The following is an 18,957-nucleotide window of genomic DNA, read 5'->3' on the forward strand; positions in this document are numbered from 1 at the left end:
CTCCTGCGGCAATCAGATTGGTGTTTAACGACGCCTCCGATTCGATGATCGGTCCTACCGAATAATAGGGATTGTCTGTCTTGCCCCTCCTCTGGGGCATCGATAACCTTTTGTCCGTCGCTGCCAATGCAGCGATCGGGACTGCAAGCCCACCGATAGTTTGTTAGGTGCATACAAGCACACCTATAATCGCGTCGCTTTATCTGGCGACCATCGATTTATGGTAGCTGTGTGCGGGAGGCCTTCGGGTCTGCCGAGGTCCTAACAACTCGGTCTTGCAGACCTGCGCACAGCTGCCACCCATCATCTGCAAGTGATGACGGTAGCTCCAACTTTTGTTAGGACATTCGAATGGTCAAAATTACCCCCAATCCCCCAGATCTCTTCATCCCCCAAACCTTCATCCGCCATCACATTCAACTGCGAGCACTTTTGCTGCACGCAGAAGGGTGGTTCTGTGCCCGGGATATCGGCCGGTTAATGGGCGTGGAGATCAACGGCAGACACGCCCTCAAGCTCGATGCCGATCAACGCCGGATGATGTGTTTGTCTGGCAGCGACGAACCCCAGGAAACCCTGATGCTGAGCGAGTCCGGCGTGTACGCGATGCTGGTCTATCACTACTGCCCGGAGAACCGGAACCTGCGGCGTTGGCTGACCCACCATGTGATGCCGATGCTGCGCGACGGTGCCGGGGCTGTTTCGCATCAAGCACCGAGTTTGCGGTTGATGGAGTGGGCGGGTGGAACGTTAAGCTTGCTGCATTGGCGGACAGAGCCTTGGGTTCGGCTGAAAGATATGCCGTGTTTGCTGGGCGCCGGCTATAGCGGCGTTCGCGGATTCTAAAGACACCAAAAATCCCCTGTGGGAGCGGGCTTGCTCGCGAAAGCGTCGGCACATCCAACATTGATGTAACTGGCAGACCGCTTTCGCGAGCAAGCCCGCTCCCACATTTGGATGTGTTGCGGTCGTCAAATTGGCTTCGCTTCCAACTGCCCCAACGGCACGCGCTTTTCTATCGCGCTGGACAACACAATCGACGTCTTGCTGAACCCAAACTTCGCCACGCGGTTGATCAACTCTTCCAACTCCGGCATCGACCCCACCGCCGCTTGCATGATCACGCACGGATCTCCGGTCACCCGATGGCACTCGGTCAAATGCGGGATTTTGATCAGGTCGTCGTAGGTTTTCTGGTTGCCGTGCTGGTTCAAGCGCAGTTCGATGACGCACTGGATCGGCAGGCCAATCTTGGACATGTCGACCTTCGCCTGGTAACCGGTAATCACCCCGGATGCCTCAAGCTTGGCCACGCGCTCGGCCACGGCCGGGGCGGAGAGGTTCACTTTGCGCGCCAGTTCGGCGTAGGACGCCCGACCGTTTTCCAACAGGGCGCTGAGGAGCATGCGGTCGTACTTGTCCATCTTGGATTCCTGAAAATGACATGACTTTCGAAACCACGCTTTATCGCGCTGATCTCCGTGCTTTGAAAAGTGTACCGGCGCTATAAACAGGTTTTGTAACTTATTTTTGCCGCCCGGCCTTTCTAGAATATCCGATCTCATTGTCTTGCCTGTCGAGCTGCCCATGCCTGGCTTACGTCGCTTCCCCTTGCCGTTGATCGCCGCATTTTTCGCGTTGTACGTGATTTGGGGCTCGACTTATCTGGTCATTCGCATCGGCGTGCAGTACTGGCCGCCATTGATGCTCGGCGGGATTCGCTTTGTGATTGCCGGGACGCTGATGTACGCGTTCCTGCGCTGGCGTGGGGCGCCGGCACCGACCTGGGCGCAATGGAAAGCGGCGGGGATCATCGGGATTTTGCTGCTCAGTTTCGGTAACGGCGCGGTGAGCGTGGCGGAGCACACCGGGGTCGCGTCTGGCGTGGCTGCGTTGGCGGTGGCGACGGTGCCGTTGTTTACCTTGCTCTGTGGATATTTCTGGGGCGCGCGTAATACCCGTCTCGAATGGGCCGGGATTGTGCTCGGGCTGATCGGCATCGCCATGCTCAACCTCGGCTCCAACCTGCAATCGAGCCCGTTGGGCGCGGCGTTGCTGGTGTTTGCTGCCGCGACCTGGGCCTTCGGCTCGGTGTGGAGCAAACACTTGCCGCTGCCCCAAGGCGCGATGGCCAGTGCCGTGGAAATGCTGGTGGGTGGCGTGGTGTTGCTGATCGGCAGCACCGTCAGCGGCGAACACCTGGACAGTCTGCCGCCGATGGAAGGCTGGGCCGCGTTGGCTTACCTGATCGGCTTCGGTTCGATCATTGCCTTCAACGCCTACATGTACCTGTTGAAAAACGTGCGTCCGGCGGCGGCCACCAGTTATGCCTACGTCAACCCGGCGGTGGCGGTGTTGCTGGGAATCGTGTTTGTCGGCGAGACCATCGGCATCGAGGAAGCGATTGCGATGGCGGTGATCATCAGCGCCGTGGTGTTGATCGGCTTGCCGCAGTGGCGACGGGCTCCGGTGCGACCTGCGGCGGTGGCGCCGACAGAATCCCGTGTGAATTAGGGTAAACTGCGCGCCATCGCATATCCGCTCTGATTTTTCCTACGGTAATCCCATGACTTTCGCCTCCCTTGGCCTGATCGAACCTTTGCTGCGCTCTCTTGAGACGCTCGGCTACCAGACGCCTACGCCGGTCCAGGCGCAAGCCATTCCGGCGGTGCTGGCCGGTCGCGACCTGATGGCCGCGGCCCAGACCGGCACCGGCAAGACCGCCGGTTTTGCGCTGCCGCTGCTGCAGTTGCTGGCCATGGAAGGGCCGAAAGTCGCCTCCAACTCGGTGCGCGCGCTGATCCTGGTGCCGACCCGCGAACTGGCCGAACAGGTTCACGAAGCCGTGCGTCAGTACGCCGAGAACCTGCCGCTCAGCACTTACGCGGTGTACGGCGGCGTCAGCATCAACCCGCAGATGATGAAGCTGCGCAAAGGTGTCGACGTGCTGGTGGCGACCCCGGGTCGTTTGCTCGACCTGTATCGCCAGAAGGCCCTCAAGTTCAATCAGCTGCAAACCCTGATCCTCGACGAAGCCGATCGCATGCTCGATCTGGGCTTCTCCGAGGAACTGGGGAATATTTACCGCGTGTTACCGAAACAGCGTCAGACGCTGTTGTTCTCCGCGACCTTCTCCGACGCGATCCGCTTGCTGGCCGGGCAAATGCTCAACGACCCGCTGAGCATCGAAGTCAGCCCGCGTAACGTCGCCGCCAACACCGTCAAGCAATGGGTTGTGGTGGTGGACAAGAAGCGCAAGCCGGAGCTGTTCATTCATTTGCTGCGCAAGGGCAAGTGGAAACAGGTGCTGGTGTTCGCCAAGACCCGCAACGGTGTGGACGCGCTGGTGGAAAAACTCCAGGGCCTGGGCATCAACGCCGACGGCATCCATGGGGACAAACCGCAAGCGACCCGTCAGCGGGCACTGGATCGTTTCAAGGCCAGTGAAATTCAGATTCTGGTGGCTACCGACGTTGCGGCCCGTGGTCTGGATATTGAAGACCTGCCGTTGGTGGTCAACTTCGACCTGCCGATCGTGGCCGAAGATTATATCCACCGCATCGGTCGTACCGGTCGGGCGGGCGCAACGGGTGAGGCTATTTCCCTGGTGTGTGCGGATGAAGTGAATCAGCTGTCAGCCATCGAGATGTTGACCCGTCAGACATTGACCCGCCAGACGGAACAGGATTTCGAGCCTGAGCATCGGGTGCCGGATACCGATTCCAGTGGTCAGGTAGTCAAGAAACCGAAGAAACCGAAGAAGCCAAAGGCCTCCGGTGGCGGTAAGCGCAATTTGGGTAAGTGGGTTGAGAGCGGGGACGCTTCGGCAGTGGAGCCTTCGATCAAGCCTGTGCGAAAAGTGCCGGTGTTTAACACTGGGCCGCGTAAGAAAAAGCCTTGATCCAGCGATGATCGTTCCCACGCTCCGCGTGGGAATGCCTCAATGGACGCTCTGCGTCCGCTGTTGGGACGCTGAGCGTCCCGGGCTGCATTCCCACGCGGAGCGTAGGAACGATCAATAAGTTGCGGCGTTTGTTAGGTCGCCTTCGCGAGCAAGCCCGCTCCCACACTGGATCTGCATACGACACAGATCAAATGTGGGAGCGGGCTTGCTCGCGAAGGGCGCACCGCGGTCTTCAGCCCTTGCGCTGTAGCCACTCCACCATCCCAAGCCCAGCCGCGCGCCCACTGGCAAAACACCCCGTCAGCAGATAGCCCCCCGTCGGCGCTTCCCAGTCCAGCATTTCCCCCGCGCAAAACACACTCGGCAGTTGCTTGAGCATCATGCGCTCATCCATCGACTCAAACGTCACGCCACCCGCACTGCTAATGGCTTCGTCCAATGGACGGGTTTTCACCAGCGTCAGTGGCAATGCCTTGATCGCTTTGGCCAGCAATGCCGGATCGGCAAAGCATTCAGCCCCCGTCAGCTCTCTCAGCAGCGCCGCTTTCACACCATCGATTCCAAGCTGACTGTGCAAGTGCTTGGACATGGATCGCGAGCCGCGCGGCTTATTCAGTGCAGCCTCAACTTTATCCACAGGCCGGCCCGGCAACAGGTCGATGTGAATGGTGGCCGAGTCATGCAGATTGATGGCTTCACGGATCGGCGCTGACAACGCGTAGATCAAACTGCCCTCAATTCCCGTGGCGGTAATTACACATTCCCCGAGGCGCGGAATGTCGTCATTCAGGCCAATGGCGATATTTTTCAGCGGCGCACCAGCGAATTTGCTGACCATCAATTCGCTCCAGGCCTGCACCTCGAAACCGCAATTGCTCGGTTGCAACGGCGCCAGTCCTACGCCGCGCTGTTCCAGTGGCAGCATCCATGCGCCGTCCGAACCCAGGCGCGACCAACTGCCGCCGCCGAGGGCGAGCAGGGTAGCGTCGGGTTTGACGATGATTTCGCCGTCGGGACTCGCGATGCGCAAATCACCGTGCTCATTCCAGCCGAGCCAGCGATGGCGGGTGTGGATAACCACACCGGCGTCGCGCAGGCGTTTGAGCCAGGCGCGAAGTAGGGGGGCGGCTTTCATGTCCGTAGGAAAAACCCGGCCGGAGCTGCCGACAAAGGTTTCGATGCCCAGGTCATGAATCCACTGGCACAGGGCCTCGGCGCCGAAGGCCCGCAGCAACGGTGCGATATGCGGTGCCCGTTCGGCGTAGCGCGAGAGGAACGCCGGGTAGGCTTCGGAGTGGGTGATGTTCATGCCGCCGACCCCGGCCAGCAGGAATTTTCGCCCCACGGAGGGCATGCCGTCGTACAGATCGACTTTGATTCCGGCCTGGCTCAGGACCTCAGCGGCCATCAGGCCGGCGGGGCCGCCGCCGATGATGGCGACGTGCGGGGGGAGGGAAGTCGAGGGCTGGGTCATGGCGTGCGCTGCGGTATGGCTGGATAAGCGGCGCATTCTATCAGCACAAGTCAGGGTGGGAGCGGGCATGCTCGCGATGGCGGAGTGTCAGTCGACATCTGCGTTGCTTGATACAACGCCTTCGTGAGCAAGCCCGCTCCCACAGGGGATCACGGGTGTAGTCAAAAGAGTGGTCAAAAAACAACCAGCGCTCTACACGCTATACACAGCTTGGGCTGCAGGCCCTTTCACTCAGGTTATCCACAGGCAGTTCCACAGGCATTGTGGGTAAAGATTCATACATCAATGACAACCTGATGACTGCCACACCCGTTGTGCGCTGTGGTGGAGGATGCCGTGACGACGGGCCAGGGCCTGGCGGTCCTTGCTGTAGCCGCCGCCGATTACTCCGACCACCGGGATGTCCCGGCCCAGGCAATGGCGCATCACGCTTTCATCCCGGGCGGCGACGCCTGCGTCGGTCAACTTCAGGTAACCCAGCGCGTCATCCTTATGCACATCGACCCCGGCGTCATACAGCACCAGGTCCGGTTGATAGAGCGGCAGTAAATAGTTGAGCGCGTCGTCCACCACCTTCAAATAATCCGCGTCGCCCATGCCCTTGGGCAACGGAATGTCCCAGTCACTTTCCGCCTTGCGTGCGGGAAAATTCTTTTCGCAGTGCAGGGAAACGGTCACCGCGTCCGGGGTGTTGTGCAGGATCCGAGCAGTCCCGTCGCCCTGGTGCACGTCGCAATCGAAAATCAGCACCCGATTCACCCGACCACTTTCCAGCAGGTAATGGCTGATCACCGCCAGGTCATTGAAGATGCAGAACCCGGCCGGGTAGTCGTAGTGGGCGTGGTGGGTGCCGCCGGCCAAGTGACAGGCCAGCCCATGCTCCAGCGCCTGCTCGGCCGCGAGCAATGATCCGCCGACCGCCCGCACCGTGCGCCGGGCCAGGGCTTCGTTCCACGGCAGGCCGAGGCGCCGCTGGTCTTCGCGGGACAACTCGCCGCTCATGTAGCGTTCGATATACGCAGGGTCATGTGCGAGGGCGAGAATCTCTGCCGGACACAGCTCCGGGCGCAGCAGGTCGGCGTCCCGGACCAGGCCACTGTCCACCAGGTGATCGCGCAGCAGGCGAAACTTGTCCATGGGGAAGCGGTGCTCCGCCGGGAACTCGGGGCTGTAGTCTTCGTGGTAGATCAAGGGCAGAGGCATGGCTGTTTTGTGTAGGAATGCAGGTAGGAGGAGTGAAGGATCCTACCAGCGATGTAGACTCGAAGTATGGAATTGGAGGGGTACGATGGAGCCGATACTGGAACTCGAAAGCGCACGCTTGCTGTTGCGGCAATGGAGTGACGAGGATTTGCCGGCGTTTGCGGCGATGTGTGCCGATCCGCAGGTGATGCGTTATTTTCCCGAGGCCTTGAGCCGATTGGAAAGTGCTTCGCTGATCGGGCGGATTCGCGGGCATTTTGCCGAGCACGGTTTCGGCCTCTGGGCATTGGAGCGCAAGGACACCGGCGCCTTTATCGGGTTTACCGGGTTGGGTGTGGTCGGTTTCGACGCGCCTTTCACCCCGGCCACGGAAATCGGCTGGCGCCTGGCCCGCGAGCATTGGGGGCTGGGTTACGCCAGTGAAGCAGCTTGGACCGCTCTGCGCTGCGGCTTTGACCGGTTGGCGCTGAACGAGATCGTCGCGTTCACCACGCAGGCCAATCTGCCGTCGGAGAAAGTCATGCAGGCCATCGGCATGCAGCATGATTCAGCCGATGACTTCGACCACCCGAAGCTCGCGCCTGACCATCCGCTGCGTCACCATGTCCTGTACCGCATCACCCGTGAACAATGGCTGCAAACCTTGCATGGATAAGCAGGCACGGACGTTTACAATGGTCGCCATGTTGGCCTGGGCCATTAACTGAATCGACCGCCGCAGCCAAGACTGCGCGGCATTGCTTTGTGTGAGGAGAGCCTGAATGAGCCAAGTATTGGAAGATCTGGTAGACCTGCTGACCCTGGAACCGATTGAAGAAAACCTGTTCCGTGGCCGCAGCCAGGACTTGGGTTTCCGTCAGTTGTTCGGCGGCCAGGTGCTCGGCCAGTCCCTGTCGGCGGCCAGTCAGACCGTTGAAGAGGCGCGCCACGTGCACTCGATGCACGGTTATTTCCTGCGTCCGGGCGATGCCAAGTTGCCGGTGGTGTATCAGGTGGATCGGGTGCGCGATGGCGGCAGTTTCAGCACTCGCCGGGTGACAGCGATCCAGAAGGGCAACCCCATTTTCACCTGCAGCGCATCCTTCCAGTACGACGAAGAAGGCTTCCAGCACCAGACCGAAATGCCGCAAGTGGTCGGCCCGGAAAACCTGCCTTCGGAGCTGGAACTGACCCAGCAGCGCGCGCATTTGATCCCGGAACACATGCGCGAAAAACTGCTCTGCCCGAAACCGATCGAAGTCCGCCCGGTGACCGAGAAAGATCCCTACAACCCGCAAGCCGCCGACCCGATCAAGTACGTCTGGTTTCGCGCCGACGGTGCCTTGGCCGACTCGCCGGCGCTGCACAAATACCTGTTGGCCTACGCCTCGGACTTCGGGCTGTTGACCACTTCGCTGCTGCCCCACGGCAAGTCGGTGTGGCAGAAAGACATGCAGGTCGCCAGCCTCGATCACGCCTTATGGTTCCACTCCGACCTGCGCGCCGATGACTGGTTGCTCTACGCGATGGACAGTCCGTGGGCCGGCAACTCCCGTGGTTTCTCCCGTGGCAGCGTGTTCAACCGTGCCGGGCAACTGGTGGCCTCGGTCACCCAGGAAGGCCTGATTCGCCATCGCAAGGATTGGGCATGAGCCTGGCCGAAGTGCGGCACTGGGTGTTCGACATGGACGGCACCCTGACGGTGGCCGTGCACGACTTCGCCGCGATCCGCGTGGCGCTGGCGATCCCGGCCGAAGACGACATCCTGACCCACCTCGCCGCGTTGCCCGCCGAAGAAGCGGCGGCCAAACATGCGTGGTTGCTGGAGCATGAGCGGGACCTGGCGCTGGGCTCGAAACCGGCACCCGGCGCGGTAGAGCTGGTGCGTGAACTGGCCGGGCGCGGTTATCGCCTCGGCATCCTTACTCGCAATGCGCGGGAACTGGCGCATGTGACGCTGGAGGCCATCGGCCTGGCGGACTGCTTTGCGGTGGAGGATGTGTTGGGTCGCGACGAAGCACCGCCCAAGCCGCATCCCGGCGGTTTGCTGAAACTGGCCGAAGCCTGGAACGTGCCGGCGAGCGAGATGGTGATGGTCGGTGATTACCGCTTTGATCTGGATTGCGGTCGGGCGGCGGGCGCGCGGACGGTGCTGGTGAATTTGCCGGATAACCCTTGGCCGGAGTTGGCGGATTGGCATGCGGCGGATTGTGTTGAGTTGCGGCGGATGCTTTTCGCTTGAGTGATTTGTTGCCTGTCTAGCCGCCTTCGCGAGCAAGCCCGCTCCCACAGGGGAATGCATTCCAAATGTGGGAGCGGGCTTGCTCGCGAAGAGGCCCTGTCAGGCAACGCAAAACTCACTGACTGAACAACACTTTCTGCCCTTCAGGCGACGTAAACATCCCATCCCCGTTATGCCCGACCCCGGGCACTTCGACCAGGCGCTGGTTCACCCCTTGTGGATTGCGCCGCAGCAGATAATCAAAAAAATTATGTCCGCGAACCAGGCGATAAGCCCCTTGGGCCTCCGCTTCGCAACCCTTGTCCAGCGCCGGATGCTGCGGGTCGGTGTCCTGCTGACCCAGCAGATAAGTCACCTCACGCTTGATGTAAACGGCTTCAATCTGCTGAGCCGTTTGCCCACCGGCATAAATGGGCAGGTCTGTCAGACCATACTTCCAGCGATTGAAACCGGTGCACCGTGCGTGATCGAACACCACCGGCCGCTGTTCATTGAAGTAGGCGTAGGACGACGGATTTGCCACTACATAGCGGATTTTCACCCCGGCCGCCGTGAGCGCCGGTTGATCGTGGGCCAGCAATGCGTAGCGCTGCACCACCTGGCCGCCGCCGGAATGACCGGCGATGACGATTTGTTTCACGTCCGGAAATTGCCGGCGGTCGCTGAGCCTGTCGATGATCTGGTCGAGGGCCGCGAACGAGCTCAGGGCAAACGGCGCGGTGGATAACCCACCGGCCATCCAGTCATTGCCGTGCCAGCGCAATACACTGTCCGCCACCGGGTGGCGCGTGACGTCGGTTTCATTGAGAAACTGCGGGGCGATCACCAGTGTGTTGGCGCTTTGCCCGGCCGCTTCAGCCGCTTTCTCGGCGCTGCGACGGTAGGTCTCGGCGTTGCGCAATCGACCATGGATGATGATCAGCACCCGTTCGATTTTCGCCGGCGCCGGGCCCATGCCCACCGCCATCTCACCTTCTTTCAACAATAGGCGCCCGGGGCTGATCTCTTTGACCCCGTGCTCGTCCGCCTGGGCACTTGCGCAGGCAATCAACAACACCAACAACCATTTATGCATTTACAGATTTTTCGCCGCAAAGGTATCGCACTGGCCGACCTGGCCCTGAGCGAAACCGGTTTTGAACCAGCGCACCCTTTGCGCTGACGTGCCATGGGTAAAGGAATCCGGTACTACGCGGCCCTGACCTTGCTGCTGCAAGCGGTCGTCGCCAATCGCATTGGCAGCGTTCAGGGCTTCCTCGATGTCACCGGGTTCCAGCCAGTTCAGGCGCTTCTGCGCATTGTTGGCCCAGACCCCGGCCAGGCAATCGGCCTGGAGTTCCTGACGCACCAGTAAACCACCATCGCCTTCCATCTGCCGACCTTGCTGGCGAGCGGTCTGAATTTTCGCGGAAACACCAAGCAAGGTCTGAACATGGTGTCCGACTTCGTGAGCGATCACGTAGGCCTGGGCGAAGTCGCCAGCGGCGGAAAAGCGTTGCGACATTTCCTGGAAGAACGCCATGTCCAGGTAGACCTTCTGGTCGGCCGGGCAGTAGAACGGGCCGGTCGCTGAAGTGGCCAGACCGCACGCCGAGTTCACCCGGTTGCTGAACAGCACCAGGGTCGGGTTCTTATATTGCTTCCCGGCCTGCTGGAAAATCTGGCCCCAGGTGTCTTCGGTATCACCGAGGATCGAGCGCACGAATTCGGCCTGTTCATCATTGGCCGGTGGCGCCTTGCGGGTCTGGTTCGTGGCCGGTGCCGATTGCTCGGTCATTTGCCCGGTCAGTTGTCCGAGGATCTGCATCGGGTCCTGGCCGGTGATCCAGCCGATCCCGACAATCAACAGGATCGCCGTCAGGCTCAGGCCCTTGCCGCCGCCGAAGCGCATCCCGCCGCCGCCACCGCCAACATCATCACCCCGGGCATCGACCACGTTGTCGCTGCGTCGGCCTTTTTTCCATAGCATGTGGGAATCCTCGATGTGTACGTGGTGATGAGTGTTGTTGGTGTGTAGGCGCCGCGCCAGTCCGGTCGTCCATATTCCAACGTTAACCAGAAAACTACAGCGTTGTATTGAACGTGAATCGTCCGGCAAATTCCGTTGGGCGCCGGGTATTTGTCCCGGGGACGCAAGCAGGGCGTTGTTCGCACACTTTTTCCGTTCGCCTGTGTAAGAATCTGGAACCAGGTTCTAAATTGTTGGAATTAAAATTCCAAAGGATTTCCATGACCATCAGCACCCCCCTGTCCGGTGTAAACAAACCCTTCAAAGGGATATTGCTGATCGTTGCCGCGACGTTCCTGTTCTCCAGCCATGACGCGCTGTCCAAATACCTCTCCGGTTTCTACCCGATCATCATGGTGGTCTGGGCCCGATATCTGGTGCACACCTTGTTGATGGCCGGGATTTTTCTGCCGCAATCCGGGTTGCGTGTCCTACGTACCAAGCGACCTTTGCTGCAGCTGGCGCGGGCGTTGTGCCTGCTGGGCACCAGTCTGTTTTTCACCACCGGTTTGTTGTACATCCCCTTGGCCGAAGCCACGGCGGTCAACTTTCTTGCGCCGGTGCTGGTCACCGCGCTGTCGGTGCCGCTGCTGAAAGAGCACGTCACCCGCGGCCAATGGATCGCGGTGATTTGCGGCTTTATCGGTGTGCTGATCATCGTCCACCCCGGCGGCGAACTGTTTACCCCGGCGATTCTGCTGCCGTTCTGTTCGGCGATGTTTTTCTGCTTCTATCAGTTGCTCACCCGCAAGCTCAGCCAGATCGACAGCCCGACCACCAGTAATTTCTTCGCGGGGTTGTGCAACACCCTTGTGATGAGCGCGCTGGTGCCGTTCTTCTGGCAGGTACCGAGCCTTGGTCATGGGTTGTTGATGCTGGCGCTGGGGAGCTGCGGGATGACCGCGCATTTGTTCCTGACCCAGGCGTTCCGCTACGCCGCCCCGGCGCTGCTGGCGCCGTTTGGTTATTGTCAGATCGTGTTTGCCGGGTTGCTCGGCTGGCTGCTGTTTTCCCACACGCCGACCCTGACCACGGTGGTCGGGATCGCGGTGATTTGTTGCAGCGGGTTGGCGGCGGCTTGGCAGCAGAGCCGCCGATAGAAAACGTGCGCTGAACGAACTGTGGGAGCGAGCCTGCTCGCGAAGGCGTTGTGTCAGTCGACATTTACTTTGACTGATCTATAGCTTTCGCGAGCAAGCCCGCTCCCACAGGGGGATGGTGTGTTTTAGTCAGTGACGGTAGGAATCTTGCGCGGTGCCATGAAGTACATCCAGATCAGCGCGATGAAGTACATCGCCGGGATCATGGTGAACAGTACGGTGTAGTTGTTGTTGGTGGCCGTCAGAATGTGCCCGACCAGTTGGGTCATGAACATCCCGCCAATCGCCGCACACATCCCGCCGAAACCAAACACGGTGCTCATCATGTGTTTAGGCGTGTAGTCCATCACCAGGCTCCAGATGTTCGCAGTCCAGGCCTGGTGCGCACCGATGGCCAGGGAGATGGCGGCCACCGCGACCCACAGATTGCTCGATCCGGCCGCCATGATCACGCCGATGATGCAGCAGGCGAACAGGAACATGGACATCAGCCGCGCCTTGATCGGGTTGATCCCGCGACCGATCAGGAACGAGGACAGGATCCCCCCGCCGACACTGCCGAAGTCCGCCGTCAGGTAAATGATGATCAGCGGGATGCCCATCTGAGTCACGTTGATACCCAGGTTGTATTGCTGATTGAGGAACGGTGGCAGCCAGTAAAGGTAGAACCAGAACACCGGCGCGGTCATCGAATAAGCCAGGGCGAACGCCCAAGTGCCACGCATGCGCAGGATGGTGGAGAAGGACACGCGGGATTGTTCCGGCTCGACTTCCTTCTGGATGTAGTCCAGTTCCGACTGTTTGACGCTCGGGTGATCTTCCGGGTTGAAGTACTTCAAGCCCCAGCACACCAGCCAGATCCCACCCAGTGCCGACATGCACAGGAACGCTGCCTGCCAGCCCCATGCGTGGAGGATCAGCGGCAACAGCATTGGCGTGAACATCGCGCCGACGTTGGTGCCGGCGTTGAAGATGCCGGTGGCCACCGCGCGCTCACCGGCCGGGAACCACAACCGGGTGGTTTTCACACAGGCCGGGTAGTTCGCGGCTTCGGTCAAACCGAGAATAAACCTACAGACCATGAAGCCTGCGGCCGACGTGGCCAGGCCATGAGCGCCGGTGGCCAGGCTCCACAGCAGCACCGCGCAGAAGAACACACGCTTGACGCCGATCCGGTCGATCAACCGGCCTTGCAGCACGAAACCGATGGCGTAGCCGACCTGGAACCAGAAGTTGATGTTGGCGTAGTCCATCGCCGTCCAGCTCATTTCCTTGGCCAGGATCGGCTGCATGACGCCGAGTGCGGCGCGGTCGATGTAGTTCAGGGTGGTGGCGAAAAACACCAGCGCCAGCATGCCCCAACGGGTTTTGCCGACCGCCATGGCACCGCGGATCTTGTCACCAATGCCGCCGGTGGCAGGAGTCATGGAGGAACGCTCCATGGGAGAGCTTCGAGAAGGAATCATGTAGGCCACCGATTATTTTTATGTGGTGTTCTGGGTCTTGGTTAACCGAGCCTCGGCGGTTCATGACCGGACTCAATGTGCAGCCGATGTTGGGCAGTGGACGAAAAATCGTCAATTCGCCAAGGGGCATTGTGTTCGATAATCGCACATAAAACTAACTGGCTAGTACACTTTGAATTGCTGTGTGGCAGCTTGGAGCCAATAATTTACCCCAAGAAAAACGCGATCCTCGTAGGAGCGGTCGAGTGAAACGAGGCTGCGATCTTTTGATCTTAAAAGCCAACGTTAAAAGATCGCAGCCTCGTTTCACTCGACAGCTCCTACAGAGTGATTGCGCAACCACCGGGAGTCGAAATATGCAGCGTTCCATTGCCACCGTTTCCTTGAGCGGTACCCTGCCGGAAAAACTCGAAGCCATCGCCGCCGCCGGGTTCGACGGGGTGGAGATTTTCGAGAATGACCTGCTTTATTACGACGGCAGCCCCCGGGAAATTAAACAGATGTGCGCCGATCTCGGGATCGCCATCACGCTGTTTCAACCCTTCCGCGATTTCGAAGGCTGCCGCCGCGATCGCCTGCCGCGCAACCTGGAACGGGCCGAGCGCAAGTTCGACTTGATGCAGGAACTCGGCACGGATCTGGTGCTGGTGTGCAGCAACGCGTCAGCCGATTCCCTCGGTGATGAACGAATCCTGATCGATGATCTGCACCTGCTGGCCGAACGCGCCAGCATTCGCGGTTTGCGCATTGGTTACGAAGCGCTGGCATGGGGTCGTCACGTCAATACTTATCAACAGGTGTGGAACATCGTGCGCCAGGCGGATCATCCGAGTCTCGGTGTGCTGCTCGACAGTTTTCACACGCTGTCGCTCAAGGGCGATCCGAGTGCTATCGCCGAGATTCCCGGCGACAAGATCTTCTTCGTGCAAATGGCCGATGCGCCAATCCTGGCCATGGATGTGCTGGAGTGGAGTCGGCATTTCCGCTGCTTCCCGGGCCAGGGTGAATTCGATCTGGCGGGGTTCCTCGCGCCGATCATCACGAGCGGTTACACCGGGCCACTGTCGCTGGAGATCTTCAACGACGGCTTCCGCGCCGCGCCGCCACGGGCCAATGCCGCCGACGGTTTGCGTTCGTTGCTGTACCTGGAGGAGAAAACCCGCCAGCGCCTGGCGCAGGAAGCCAAGCCTGTGGCCAATGTCGACATCCTGTTCGAAACCCCCAAGGCCAGCGAGTACAACGGCATCGAGTTTCTTGAATTTGCCGTGGATGAAAGCCTCGGCGCCAAGCTCTCGCACTGGCTGGAGCGGCTGGGTTTCGTCAAGGCCGGGCAACATCGCTCCAAGAGCGTCAGCCTGCTGCGCCAGGGCGATATCAACCTGATCCTCAACTCCGAACCGTACTCCTTCGCCCACAGTTTTTTCGAAGCCCACGGCCCATCGCTGTGCGCCACCGCCGTGCGGGTCAACGACAGCGCCAGTGCGCTCGCGCGGGCCGTGGCCTACAAGGGCCAGCCTTATCGCGGACTGGTCGGCCCCAACGAACTGGAGCTGGCCGCCGTGCGTGCGCCGGACGGCAGCCTGATTTACCTGGTGGACCAGCACGCTGATGTCTACGGCACCGATTTCAACCTGCAACCGGCGGCGACCGCCAGCGGCGGCCTCAAGCGCATCGACCACATGGCCATGGCGCTGCCGGCGGACAGCCTCGATAGCTGCGTGCTGTTCTATAAAAGCCTGCTGGATTTCGAGGCGGACGACGAAGTGGTGCTGCCCGATCCGTACGGTCTGGTGAAGAGCCGGGCGCTGCGCAGCCGTGACAGTTCGATCCGCTTGCCGCTGAACATTTCCGAGAACAGAAACACCGCGATCTCACACGCGCTGTCGAGTTATCGCGGCTCCGGGGTGCATCACATCGCTTTCGATTGCGACGACATCTTTGCCGAGGTCAGCCGCGCGAAAGAGGCGGGCGTGCCGCTGCTGGATATCCCGCTCAACTATTACGATGACCTCGCCGCGCGGTTTGATTTCGATGACGAGTTCCTCAGCGAACTGGCGTATTTCAACGTGCTCTACGACCGCGATGCACAGGGTGGCGAGTTGTTCCACGTGTACACCGAGCCATTCGAAGGGCGGTTCTTCTTTGAAATCATCCAGCGTAAAAATGGCTACGCCGGTTACGGTGCGGCCAACGTCGCGGTGCGCCTGGCAGCCATGGCCAAGTCCCGAAGTGGTGCCGTACGTCAGGCAAAGTTGTAGGAAAATCGTAAACACGGGGTTAAACCACGGCCGCGCGGCTTCCTTCACTGTGCAGCGCGGCCCATAATCGCCAGCCTGTGCAGTGATGGCCGTGAGCCCGCAATGACAATAACTTCAGAACTCCCCGTAGCCTCCGACGAACCGCTTGTGGAGCCTCGCAAGAGTCGCAAGAACAATCCGGAAAAGACCCGCGAAAACATCCTGCAAGAGGCGATTGTCGAGTTCGTCCAGCAAGGGCTTTCCGGCGCCCGCGTCGATGCGATCGCCGAGCGCATCCACACCTCCAAACGCATGATCTATTACTACTTCGGCAGTAAGGAACAGCTGTACGTCGAGGTGCTGGAGAAACTCTACGGCGATATCCGCAGCACCGAAAACCGCCTGCACCTGGCCGAGCTGGCGCCGGTGGACGCGATTCGGCGGCTGGTGGAATTCACCTTCGATCACCATGACCGCAATGTCGATTTCGTGCGCATCGTCTGCATCGAGAACATTCACAACGCCGAGTTTGTGAAGCGCTCCGATGCGATCAAGGCGATGAACAACACCATCCTCGATTCTCTGAATGAGATCCTGCGTCGCGGGGCTGAAGAGGGTGTGTTCCGGGCCGGCCTGGACCCGCTGGATGTGCATTTGTTGATCAGTTCGTTCTGCTTCTATCGCGTGTCGAACCGCCATACCTTCAGTGAGATATTTCAGATCGACTTGCCGGACGAAGCCGTCAAGCAACGTCATCGGGCGATGATTTGCGAGTCGGTTTTGCGTTATTTGCAGGCCTGACCTGTGGCGAGGGGGCTTGCTGTGGCGAGGGAGCTTGCTCCCGCTGGGCTGCGAAGCAGCCCCCCTCAATCATTCAACCATTCAAACTCTGAAAATGCGCCAACATCCGTTGCGCATCCGGCACCACCCCACTGAACAATTCAAACGCCTTCACCGCCTGAAACACCGCCATCGTGCCGCCATCCAGCGTCCGGCAACCCAAGGCCCGGGCGCTGCGCAGCAGTTCGGTTTCCAGCGGGAAGTAAACAATCTCCGCCACCCACAATTCCTTCCTCAACAACTCCACCGGCACGGGCATGCCCGGCAGTTTTTTCATGCCCATGGGCGTGGTGTTCACCAGTCCATCAGCCACCGCCAAGGTACTCGCCAGATCATGCCCGGCCACGGCTCGGCCGGCACCGAAATGCTGATTGAGGTTGTTCGCCAGCACCTGCGCCCGGCCGTCATCCACATCGAAAATGCTGAGTTGCCGGACGCCTTCGCTGAGCAACGCGTGGGCCACTGCCGCACCGGCGCCACCCGCGCCCATTTGGACCACACGCTCACGGGAAACGTCCTTCAAACCCCGGCGAAACCCTTCGGCAAAACCCAGGCAATCGGTGTTGTGGCCGATGCGCTTGCCATCCTTCAGCACCACCGTATTCACCGCGCCGATACCCCGGGCCTCGGGGGACAATTCGTCGAGCAGCGGGAGGATGGCCTGCTTGCACGGGAAAGTGATGTTCAACCCGGTGAAGTTCATGCGCTCGGCAGCCATCAGCAGATCGGGCAGGGCATTGATGTCGAGTTGCAACTGGTCGAGGTCGATCAAGCGATAGAGGTAGCGCAGGCCCTGGGCATCGCCCTCGTGCTCGTGCAGCGTTGGCGTGCGCGAGGCCTGGATGCCGGCGCCGATCAGCCCGGCGAGTACCACGGTGTCGTGTGTCATGGCGCTCATCCTTTCAAACGTTGGCTGAAATGCTCCAGCGCCAGACGATAGCCGTGGCTGCCGAAACCGGCCATCACGGCGGTGGCGATGGCCGAGACAAACGAGTGGTGGCGGAACGGTTCGCGGGCGTGGACGTTGGACAAGTGGACTTCGATCACTGGCAATTCGCTGGCGACCAACGCATCGCGAATGGCCACGGAGGTGTGGGTCCAGGCGGCCGGGTTGATCACGATCCCGGCGCAGCGGCCACGGGCGGCGTGAATCCAGTCGAGCAGTTCGCCTTCATGGTTGGTCTGGCGAAACTCCACCGTCAGGCCGAATTCCTCGGCGGCGCGACCGCACAACGCGGAAATGTCGGCCAGGGTTTCGTGGCCATAGGTCGCCGGTTCACGGGTGCCGAGCAGGTTCAGGTTCGGGCCGTTAAGCACCAGAACGATAGGGGGCATCGGGGTCTCTCCACTTATTATTTTTGGCATTGGCTGTTGATTTCAGCCTGTGGAGATAAATTGTACTAGCTGGTTACTTTGGTCAATTGAAGAGGTGGCGTTGCGGGTTTTTGTGTGCGGTGATCGGACATAAGAAAAAAATCGCAGCCTTCGACAGCTCCTACAGGTCTACGCGAAACCGGTGTAGGAGCTGCCGAAGGCTGCGATCTTTTAACGAGGCAAATGCTCAACCAGAAAATCAATGAAAGCCCGCAACCGCAATGGCACATGCCGACTCTGTGGATAGAGCAGGGTGAAGGGCCGCGAACGCCCACCATAGGGCTTGAGCACTTCCACCAGCGAGCCATCGGCCAACTCGTTTTCGACGATAAAACGATAGGTCTGAAACAACCCCGCACCATGTTTCGCCAGGGTCACGCCGCCCAACACGTCGTCGGAGCAACTGAGGTTGCCCTCGGCAAGAATCTCCCGAGGCTCGCCGTTGTCGTTGAACAGCCAGGCAATCCGCCGGCCGCTGCTGGGCAATTCGTACTGAATGCATTCGTGCTGCGGGAGATCATCCAGGGTCTGCGGCACCCCGGCGCGCTGCAGGTAATCGGGGCTGGCAATCATCACCAGTGCCGCGTCTTCCAGCGGCCTGGCGATCAAACCGGAATCCGGAATCGCCCGCACGCGGATCGCCATGTCATAGCCTTCGCCAACGAAATCGATGTTGCGATTGCTGATGTGCGTCTCGACCTTCACCGCCGGAAACCGCGCTCGAAACGCCGGCAGTAACGGCAAGATCCGGTGATGGGCATAGGTCGTAGGAATACTGATACGCAAGGTGCCGGACGGTTCCTGCTGCTGGCCCATGACCTCCCTCTGCGCTTCAACCAATTGCGCCAGCGCCTGACGGCATTCCTCGTAATAACGCCGACCACTGTCAGTCAGCTTGACGCTGCGGGTAGTGCGCGCGAACAACCGCACCGCCAGGCGTTCCTCCATGCGCGACACCGAACGGCTCACGGCGGCAGGCGTCACCCCGGCGACCAGCGCGGCGGCGGTAAAGCTACCGGCCTCGGCGGCCAGGCAAAACAGTTCGATGCTGCCGAGCTGAAGATCGTCGAAGTGTCGCTGCATGATTGATTACACCGGGGATCAAATGAAGGCTCGAGCTCTGTATTTAT

The 18,957-nt window shown here is 60.2% G+C and carries 18 protein-coding genes; 9 read left to right on the forward strand and 9 right to left on the reverse strand.

The features are described from left to right. The first annotated feature begins 351 nt into the window (after positions 1-351). Positions 352-846 (forward strand): Bro-N domain-containing protein, encoded by a 495-nt coding sequence (locus ACIQY3_RS27615; protein ID WP_403026085.1) that lies wholly within the window; start codon positions 352-354, stop codon positions 844-846. 125 nt (positions 847-971) lie between these two features. Here the strand turns inward: ACIQY3_RS27615 and ACIQY3_RS27620 are convergent, their stop codons facing one another. Beyond that, positions 972-1,424 (reverse strand): Lrp/AsnC family transcriptional regulator, encoded by a 453-nt coding sequence (locus tag ACIQY3_RS27620; protein ID WP_403026087.1) that lies wholly within the window; start codon positions 1,422-1,424, stop codon positions 972-974. A 163-nt stretch (positions 1,425-1,587) separates the two neighbouring features. Between ACIQY3_RS27620 and yedA the strand changes: the two genes are divergently transcribed. Beyond that, positions 1,588-2,514, forward strand: a complete 927-nt coding sequence (gene yedA / locus ACIQY3_RS27625; RefSeq protein ID WP_403026089.1) for a drug/metabolite exporter YedA — start codon at positions 1,588-1,590, stop codon at positions 2,512-2,514. A 52-nt stretch (positions 2,515-2,566) separates the two neighbouring features. Then, the gene (locus ACIQY3_RS27630; RefSeq protein WP_403026091.1) at positions 2,567-3,901 is read left to right on the forward strand and encodes a DEAD/DEAH box helicase; all 1,335 of its coding nucleotides are present in this window, start codon (positions 2,567-2,569) and stop codon (positions 3,899-3,901) included. A 235-nt stretch (positions 3,902-4,136) separates the two neighbouring features. On the opposite strand, the gene ACIQY3_RS27635 is transcribed toward ACIQY3_RS27630, so the two are convergent. Both ACIQY3_RS27635 and ACIQY3_RS27640 read right to left on the reverse strand, forming a co-directional pair. Further along, positions 4,137-5,378, reverse strand: coding sequence for a TIGR03862 family flavoprotein (locus ACIQY3_RS27635; RefSeq protein ID WP_403026093.1), 1,242 nt, complete (start codon positions 5,376-5,378; stop codon positions 4,137-4,139). A gap of 282 nt (positions 5,379-5,660) precedes the next feature. After that, positions 5,661-6,581, reverse strand: coding sequence for a histone deacetylase (locus ACIQY3_RS27640; protein WP_403026095.1), 921 nt, complete (start codon positions 6,579-6,581; stop codon positions 5,661-5,663). Between the two features lie 85 nt (positions 6,582-6,666). On the opposite strand from ACIQY3_RS27640, the gene ACIQY3_RS27645 reads away from it, so the two are divergent. The 3 genes from ACIQY3_RS27645 to ACIQY3_RS27655 all read left to right on the forward strand — a co-directional run bounded on the left by ACIQY3_RS27645 (position 6,667) and on the right by ACIQY3_RS27655 (position 8,802). Next, the gene (locus tag ACIQY3_RS27645) at positions 6,667-7,236 is read left to right on the forward strand and encodes a GNAT family N-acetyltransferase (RefSeq protein ID WP_403026097.1); all 570 of its coding nucleotides are present in this window, start codon (positions 6,667-6,669) and stop codon (positions 7,234-7,236) included. A gap of 106 nt (positions 7,237-7,342) precedes the next feature. After that, complete coding sequence (gene tesB / locus ACIQY3_RS27650; protein WP_054052641.1) at positions 7,343-8,212, forward strand: acyl-CoA thioesterase II; 870 nt, start codon at positions 7,343-7,345, stop codon at positions 8,210-8,212. After that, a complete protein-coding gene (locus tag ACIQY3_RS27655; protein WP_054052643.1) occupies positions 8,209-8,802 on the forward strand; it encodes an HAD family hydrolase in 594 nt (197 codons plus the stop codon). Before tesB ends, ACIQY3_RS27655 begins: the two co-directional genes overlap by 4 nt. Before the next feature lie 115 nt (positions 8,803-8,917). Here the strand turns inward: ACIQY3_RS27655 and ACIQY3_RS27660 are convergent, their stop codons facing one another. Then, positions 8,918-9,877 (reverse strand): alpha/beta fold hydrolase, encoded by a 960-nt coding sequence (locus ACIQY3_RS27660; protein ID WP_403026100.1) that lies wholly within the window; start codon positions 9,875-9,877, stop codon positions 8,918-8,920. Next, positions 9,878-10,771 (reverse strand): neutral zinc metallopeptidase, encoded by an 894-nt coding sequence (locus tag ACIQY3_RS27665; RefSeq protein WP_403026102.1) that lies wholly within the window; start codon positions 10,769-10,771, stop codon positions 9,878-9,880. Between the two features lie 260 nt (positions 10,772-11,031). Between ACIQY3_RS27665 and ACIQY3_RS27670 the strand changes: the two genes are divergently transcribed. Then, complete coding sequence (locus ACIQY3_RS27670) at positions 11,032-11,910, forward strand: DMT family transporter (RefSeq protein ID WP_403026104.1); 879 nt, start codon at positions 11,032-11,034, stop codon at positions 11,908-11,910. Positions 11,911-12,035: 125 nt separating this feature from the next. Here ACIQY3_RS27670 and ACIQY3_RS27675 read toward each other — a convergent pair whose 3' ends face one another. Next, positions 12,036-13,352 (reverse strand): MFS transporter, encoded by a 1,317-nt coding sequence (locus tag ACIQY3_RS27675; RefSeq protein ID WP_403026106.1) that lies wholly within the window; start codon positions 13,350-13,352, stop codon positions 12,036-12,038. Positions 13,353-13,732: 380 nt separating this feature from the next. Between ACIQY3_RS27675 and quiC the strand changes: the two genes are divergently transcribed. Both quiC and ACIQY3_RS27685 read left to right on the forward strand, forming a co-directional pair. Then, a complete protein-coding gene (quiC, locus tag ACIQY3_RS27680) occupies positions 13,733-15,634 on the forward strand; it encodes a 3-dehydroshikimate dehydratase QuiC (RefSeq protein ID WP_403026108.1) in 1,902 nt (633 codons plus the stop codon). 102 nt (positions 15,635-15,736) lie between these two features. Beyond that, positions 15,737-16,414 carry a TetR/AcrR family transcriptional regulator gene (locus ACIQY3_RS27685; RefSeq protein WP_403026110.1) on the forward strand — a complete coding sequence of 226 codons (678 nt, stop codon included), beginning with the start codon at positions 15,737-15,739 and terminating at the stop codon, positions 16,412-16,414. 73 nt (positions 16,415-16,487) lie between these two features. On the opposite strand, the gene ACIQY3_RS27690 is transcribed toward ACIQY3_RS27685, so the two are convergent. From ACIQY3_RS27690 to ACIQY3_RS27700, 3 genes are all read right to left on the reverse strand, one after another. Next, positions 16,488-17,342, reverse strand: coding sequence for a shikimate dehydrogenase (locus ACIQY3_RS27690; RefSeq protein WP_403026112.1), 855 nt, complete (start codon positions 17,340-17,342; stop codon positions 16,488-16,490). Positions 17,343-17,347: 5 nt separating this feature from the next. Continuing rightward, positions 17,348-17,788 (reverse strand): type II 3-dehydroquinate dehydratase, encoded by a 441-nt coding sequence (gene aroQ / locus ACIQY3_RS27695; RefSeq protein ID WP_213940627.1) that lies wholly within the window; start codon positions 17,786-17,788, stop codon positions 17,348-17,350. Positions 17,789-17,998: 210 nt separating this feature from the next. Beyond that, on the reverse strand, positions 17,999-18,910 hold the full coding sequence (locus tag ACIQY3_RS27700; RefSeq protein WP_403026114.1) for a LysR family transcriptional regulator: 912 nt from the start codon (positions 18,908-18,910) through the stop codon (positions 17,999-18,001). Positions 18,911-18,957 lie beyond the last annotated feature (47 nt).

The sequence above is a fragment of the Pseudomonas sp. NPDC096950 genome, assembly GCF_044762525.1.
GTDB lineage: Bacteria > Pseudomonadota > Gammaproteobacteria > Pseudomonadales > Pseudomonadaceae > Aquipseudomonas.

Coding starts and splice junctions, on each gene's coding strand:
- ACIQY3_RS27615 (WP_403026085.1), top strand. CDS start 352: ATGGTCAAAATTACCCCCAATCCCCCAGATCTCTTCATCCCCCAAACC.
- ACIQY3_RS27620 (WP_403026087.1), bottom strand. CDS start 1,424: ATGGACAAGTACGACCGCATGCTCCTCAGCGCCCTGTTGGAAAACGGT.
- yedA (WP_403026089.1), top strand. CDS start 1,588: ATGCCTGGCTTACGTCGCTTCCCCTTGCCGTTGATCGCCGCATTTTTC.
- ACIQY3_RS27630 (WP_403026091.1), top strand. CDS start 2,567: ATGACTTTCGCCTCCCTTGGCCTGATCGAACCTTTGCTGCGCTCTCTT.
- ACIQY3_RS27635 (WP_403026093.1), bottom strand. CDS start 5,378: ATGACCCAGCCCTCGACTTCCCTCCCCCCGCACGTCGCCATCATCGGC.
- ACIQY3_RS27640 (WP_403026095.1), bottom strand. CDS start 6,581: ATGCCTCTGCCCTTGATCTACCACGAAGACTACAGCCCCGAGTTCCCG.
- ACIQY3_RS27645 (WP_403026097.1), top strand. CDS start 6,667: ATGGAGCCGATACTGGAACTCGAAAGCGCACGCTTGCTGTTGCGGCAA.
- tesB (WP_054052641.1), top strand. CDS start 7,343: ATGAGCCAAGTATTGGAAGATCTGGTAGACCTGCTGACCCTGGAACCG.
- ACIQY3_RS27655 (WP_054052643.1), top strand. CDS start 8,209: ATGAGCCTGGCCGAAGTGCGGCACTGGGTGTTCGACATGGACGGCACC.
- ACIQY3_RS27660 (WP_403026100.1), bottom strand. CDS start 9,877: ATGCATAAATGGTTGTTGGTGTTGTTGATTGCCTGCGCAAGTGCCCAG.
- ACIQY3_RS27665 (WP_403026102.1), bottom strand. CDS start 10,771: ATGCTATGGAAAAAAGGCCGACGCAGCGACAACGTGGTCGATGCCCGG.
- ACIQY3_RS27670 (WP_403026104.1), top strand. CDS start 11,032: ATGACCATCAGCACCCCCCTGTCCGGTGTAAACAAACCCTTCAAAGGG.
- ACIQY3_RS27675 (WP_403026106.1), bottom strand. CDS start 13,352: ATGGAGCGTTCCTCCATGACTCCTGCCACCGGCGGCATTGGTGACAAG.
- quiC (WP_403026108.1), top strand. CDS start 13,733: ATGCAGCGTTCCATTGCCACCGTTTCCTTGAGCGGTACCCTGCCGGAA.
- ACIQY3_RS27685 (WP_403026110.1), top strand. CDS start 15,737: ATGACAATAACTTCAGAACTCCCCGTAGCCTCCGACGAACCGCTTGTG.
- ACIQY3_RS27690 (WP_403026112.1), bottom strand. CDS start 17,342: ATGACACACGACACCGTGGTACTCGCCGGGCTGATCGGCGCCGGCATC.
- aroQ (WP_213940627.1), bottom strand. CDS start 17,788: ATGCCCCCTATCGTTCTGGTGCTTAACGGCCCGAACCTGAACCTGCTC.
- ACIQY3_RS27700 (WP_403026114.1), bottom strand. CDS start 18,910: ATGCAGCGACACTTCGACGATCTTCAGCTCGGCAGCATCGAACTGTTT.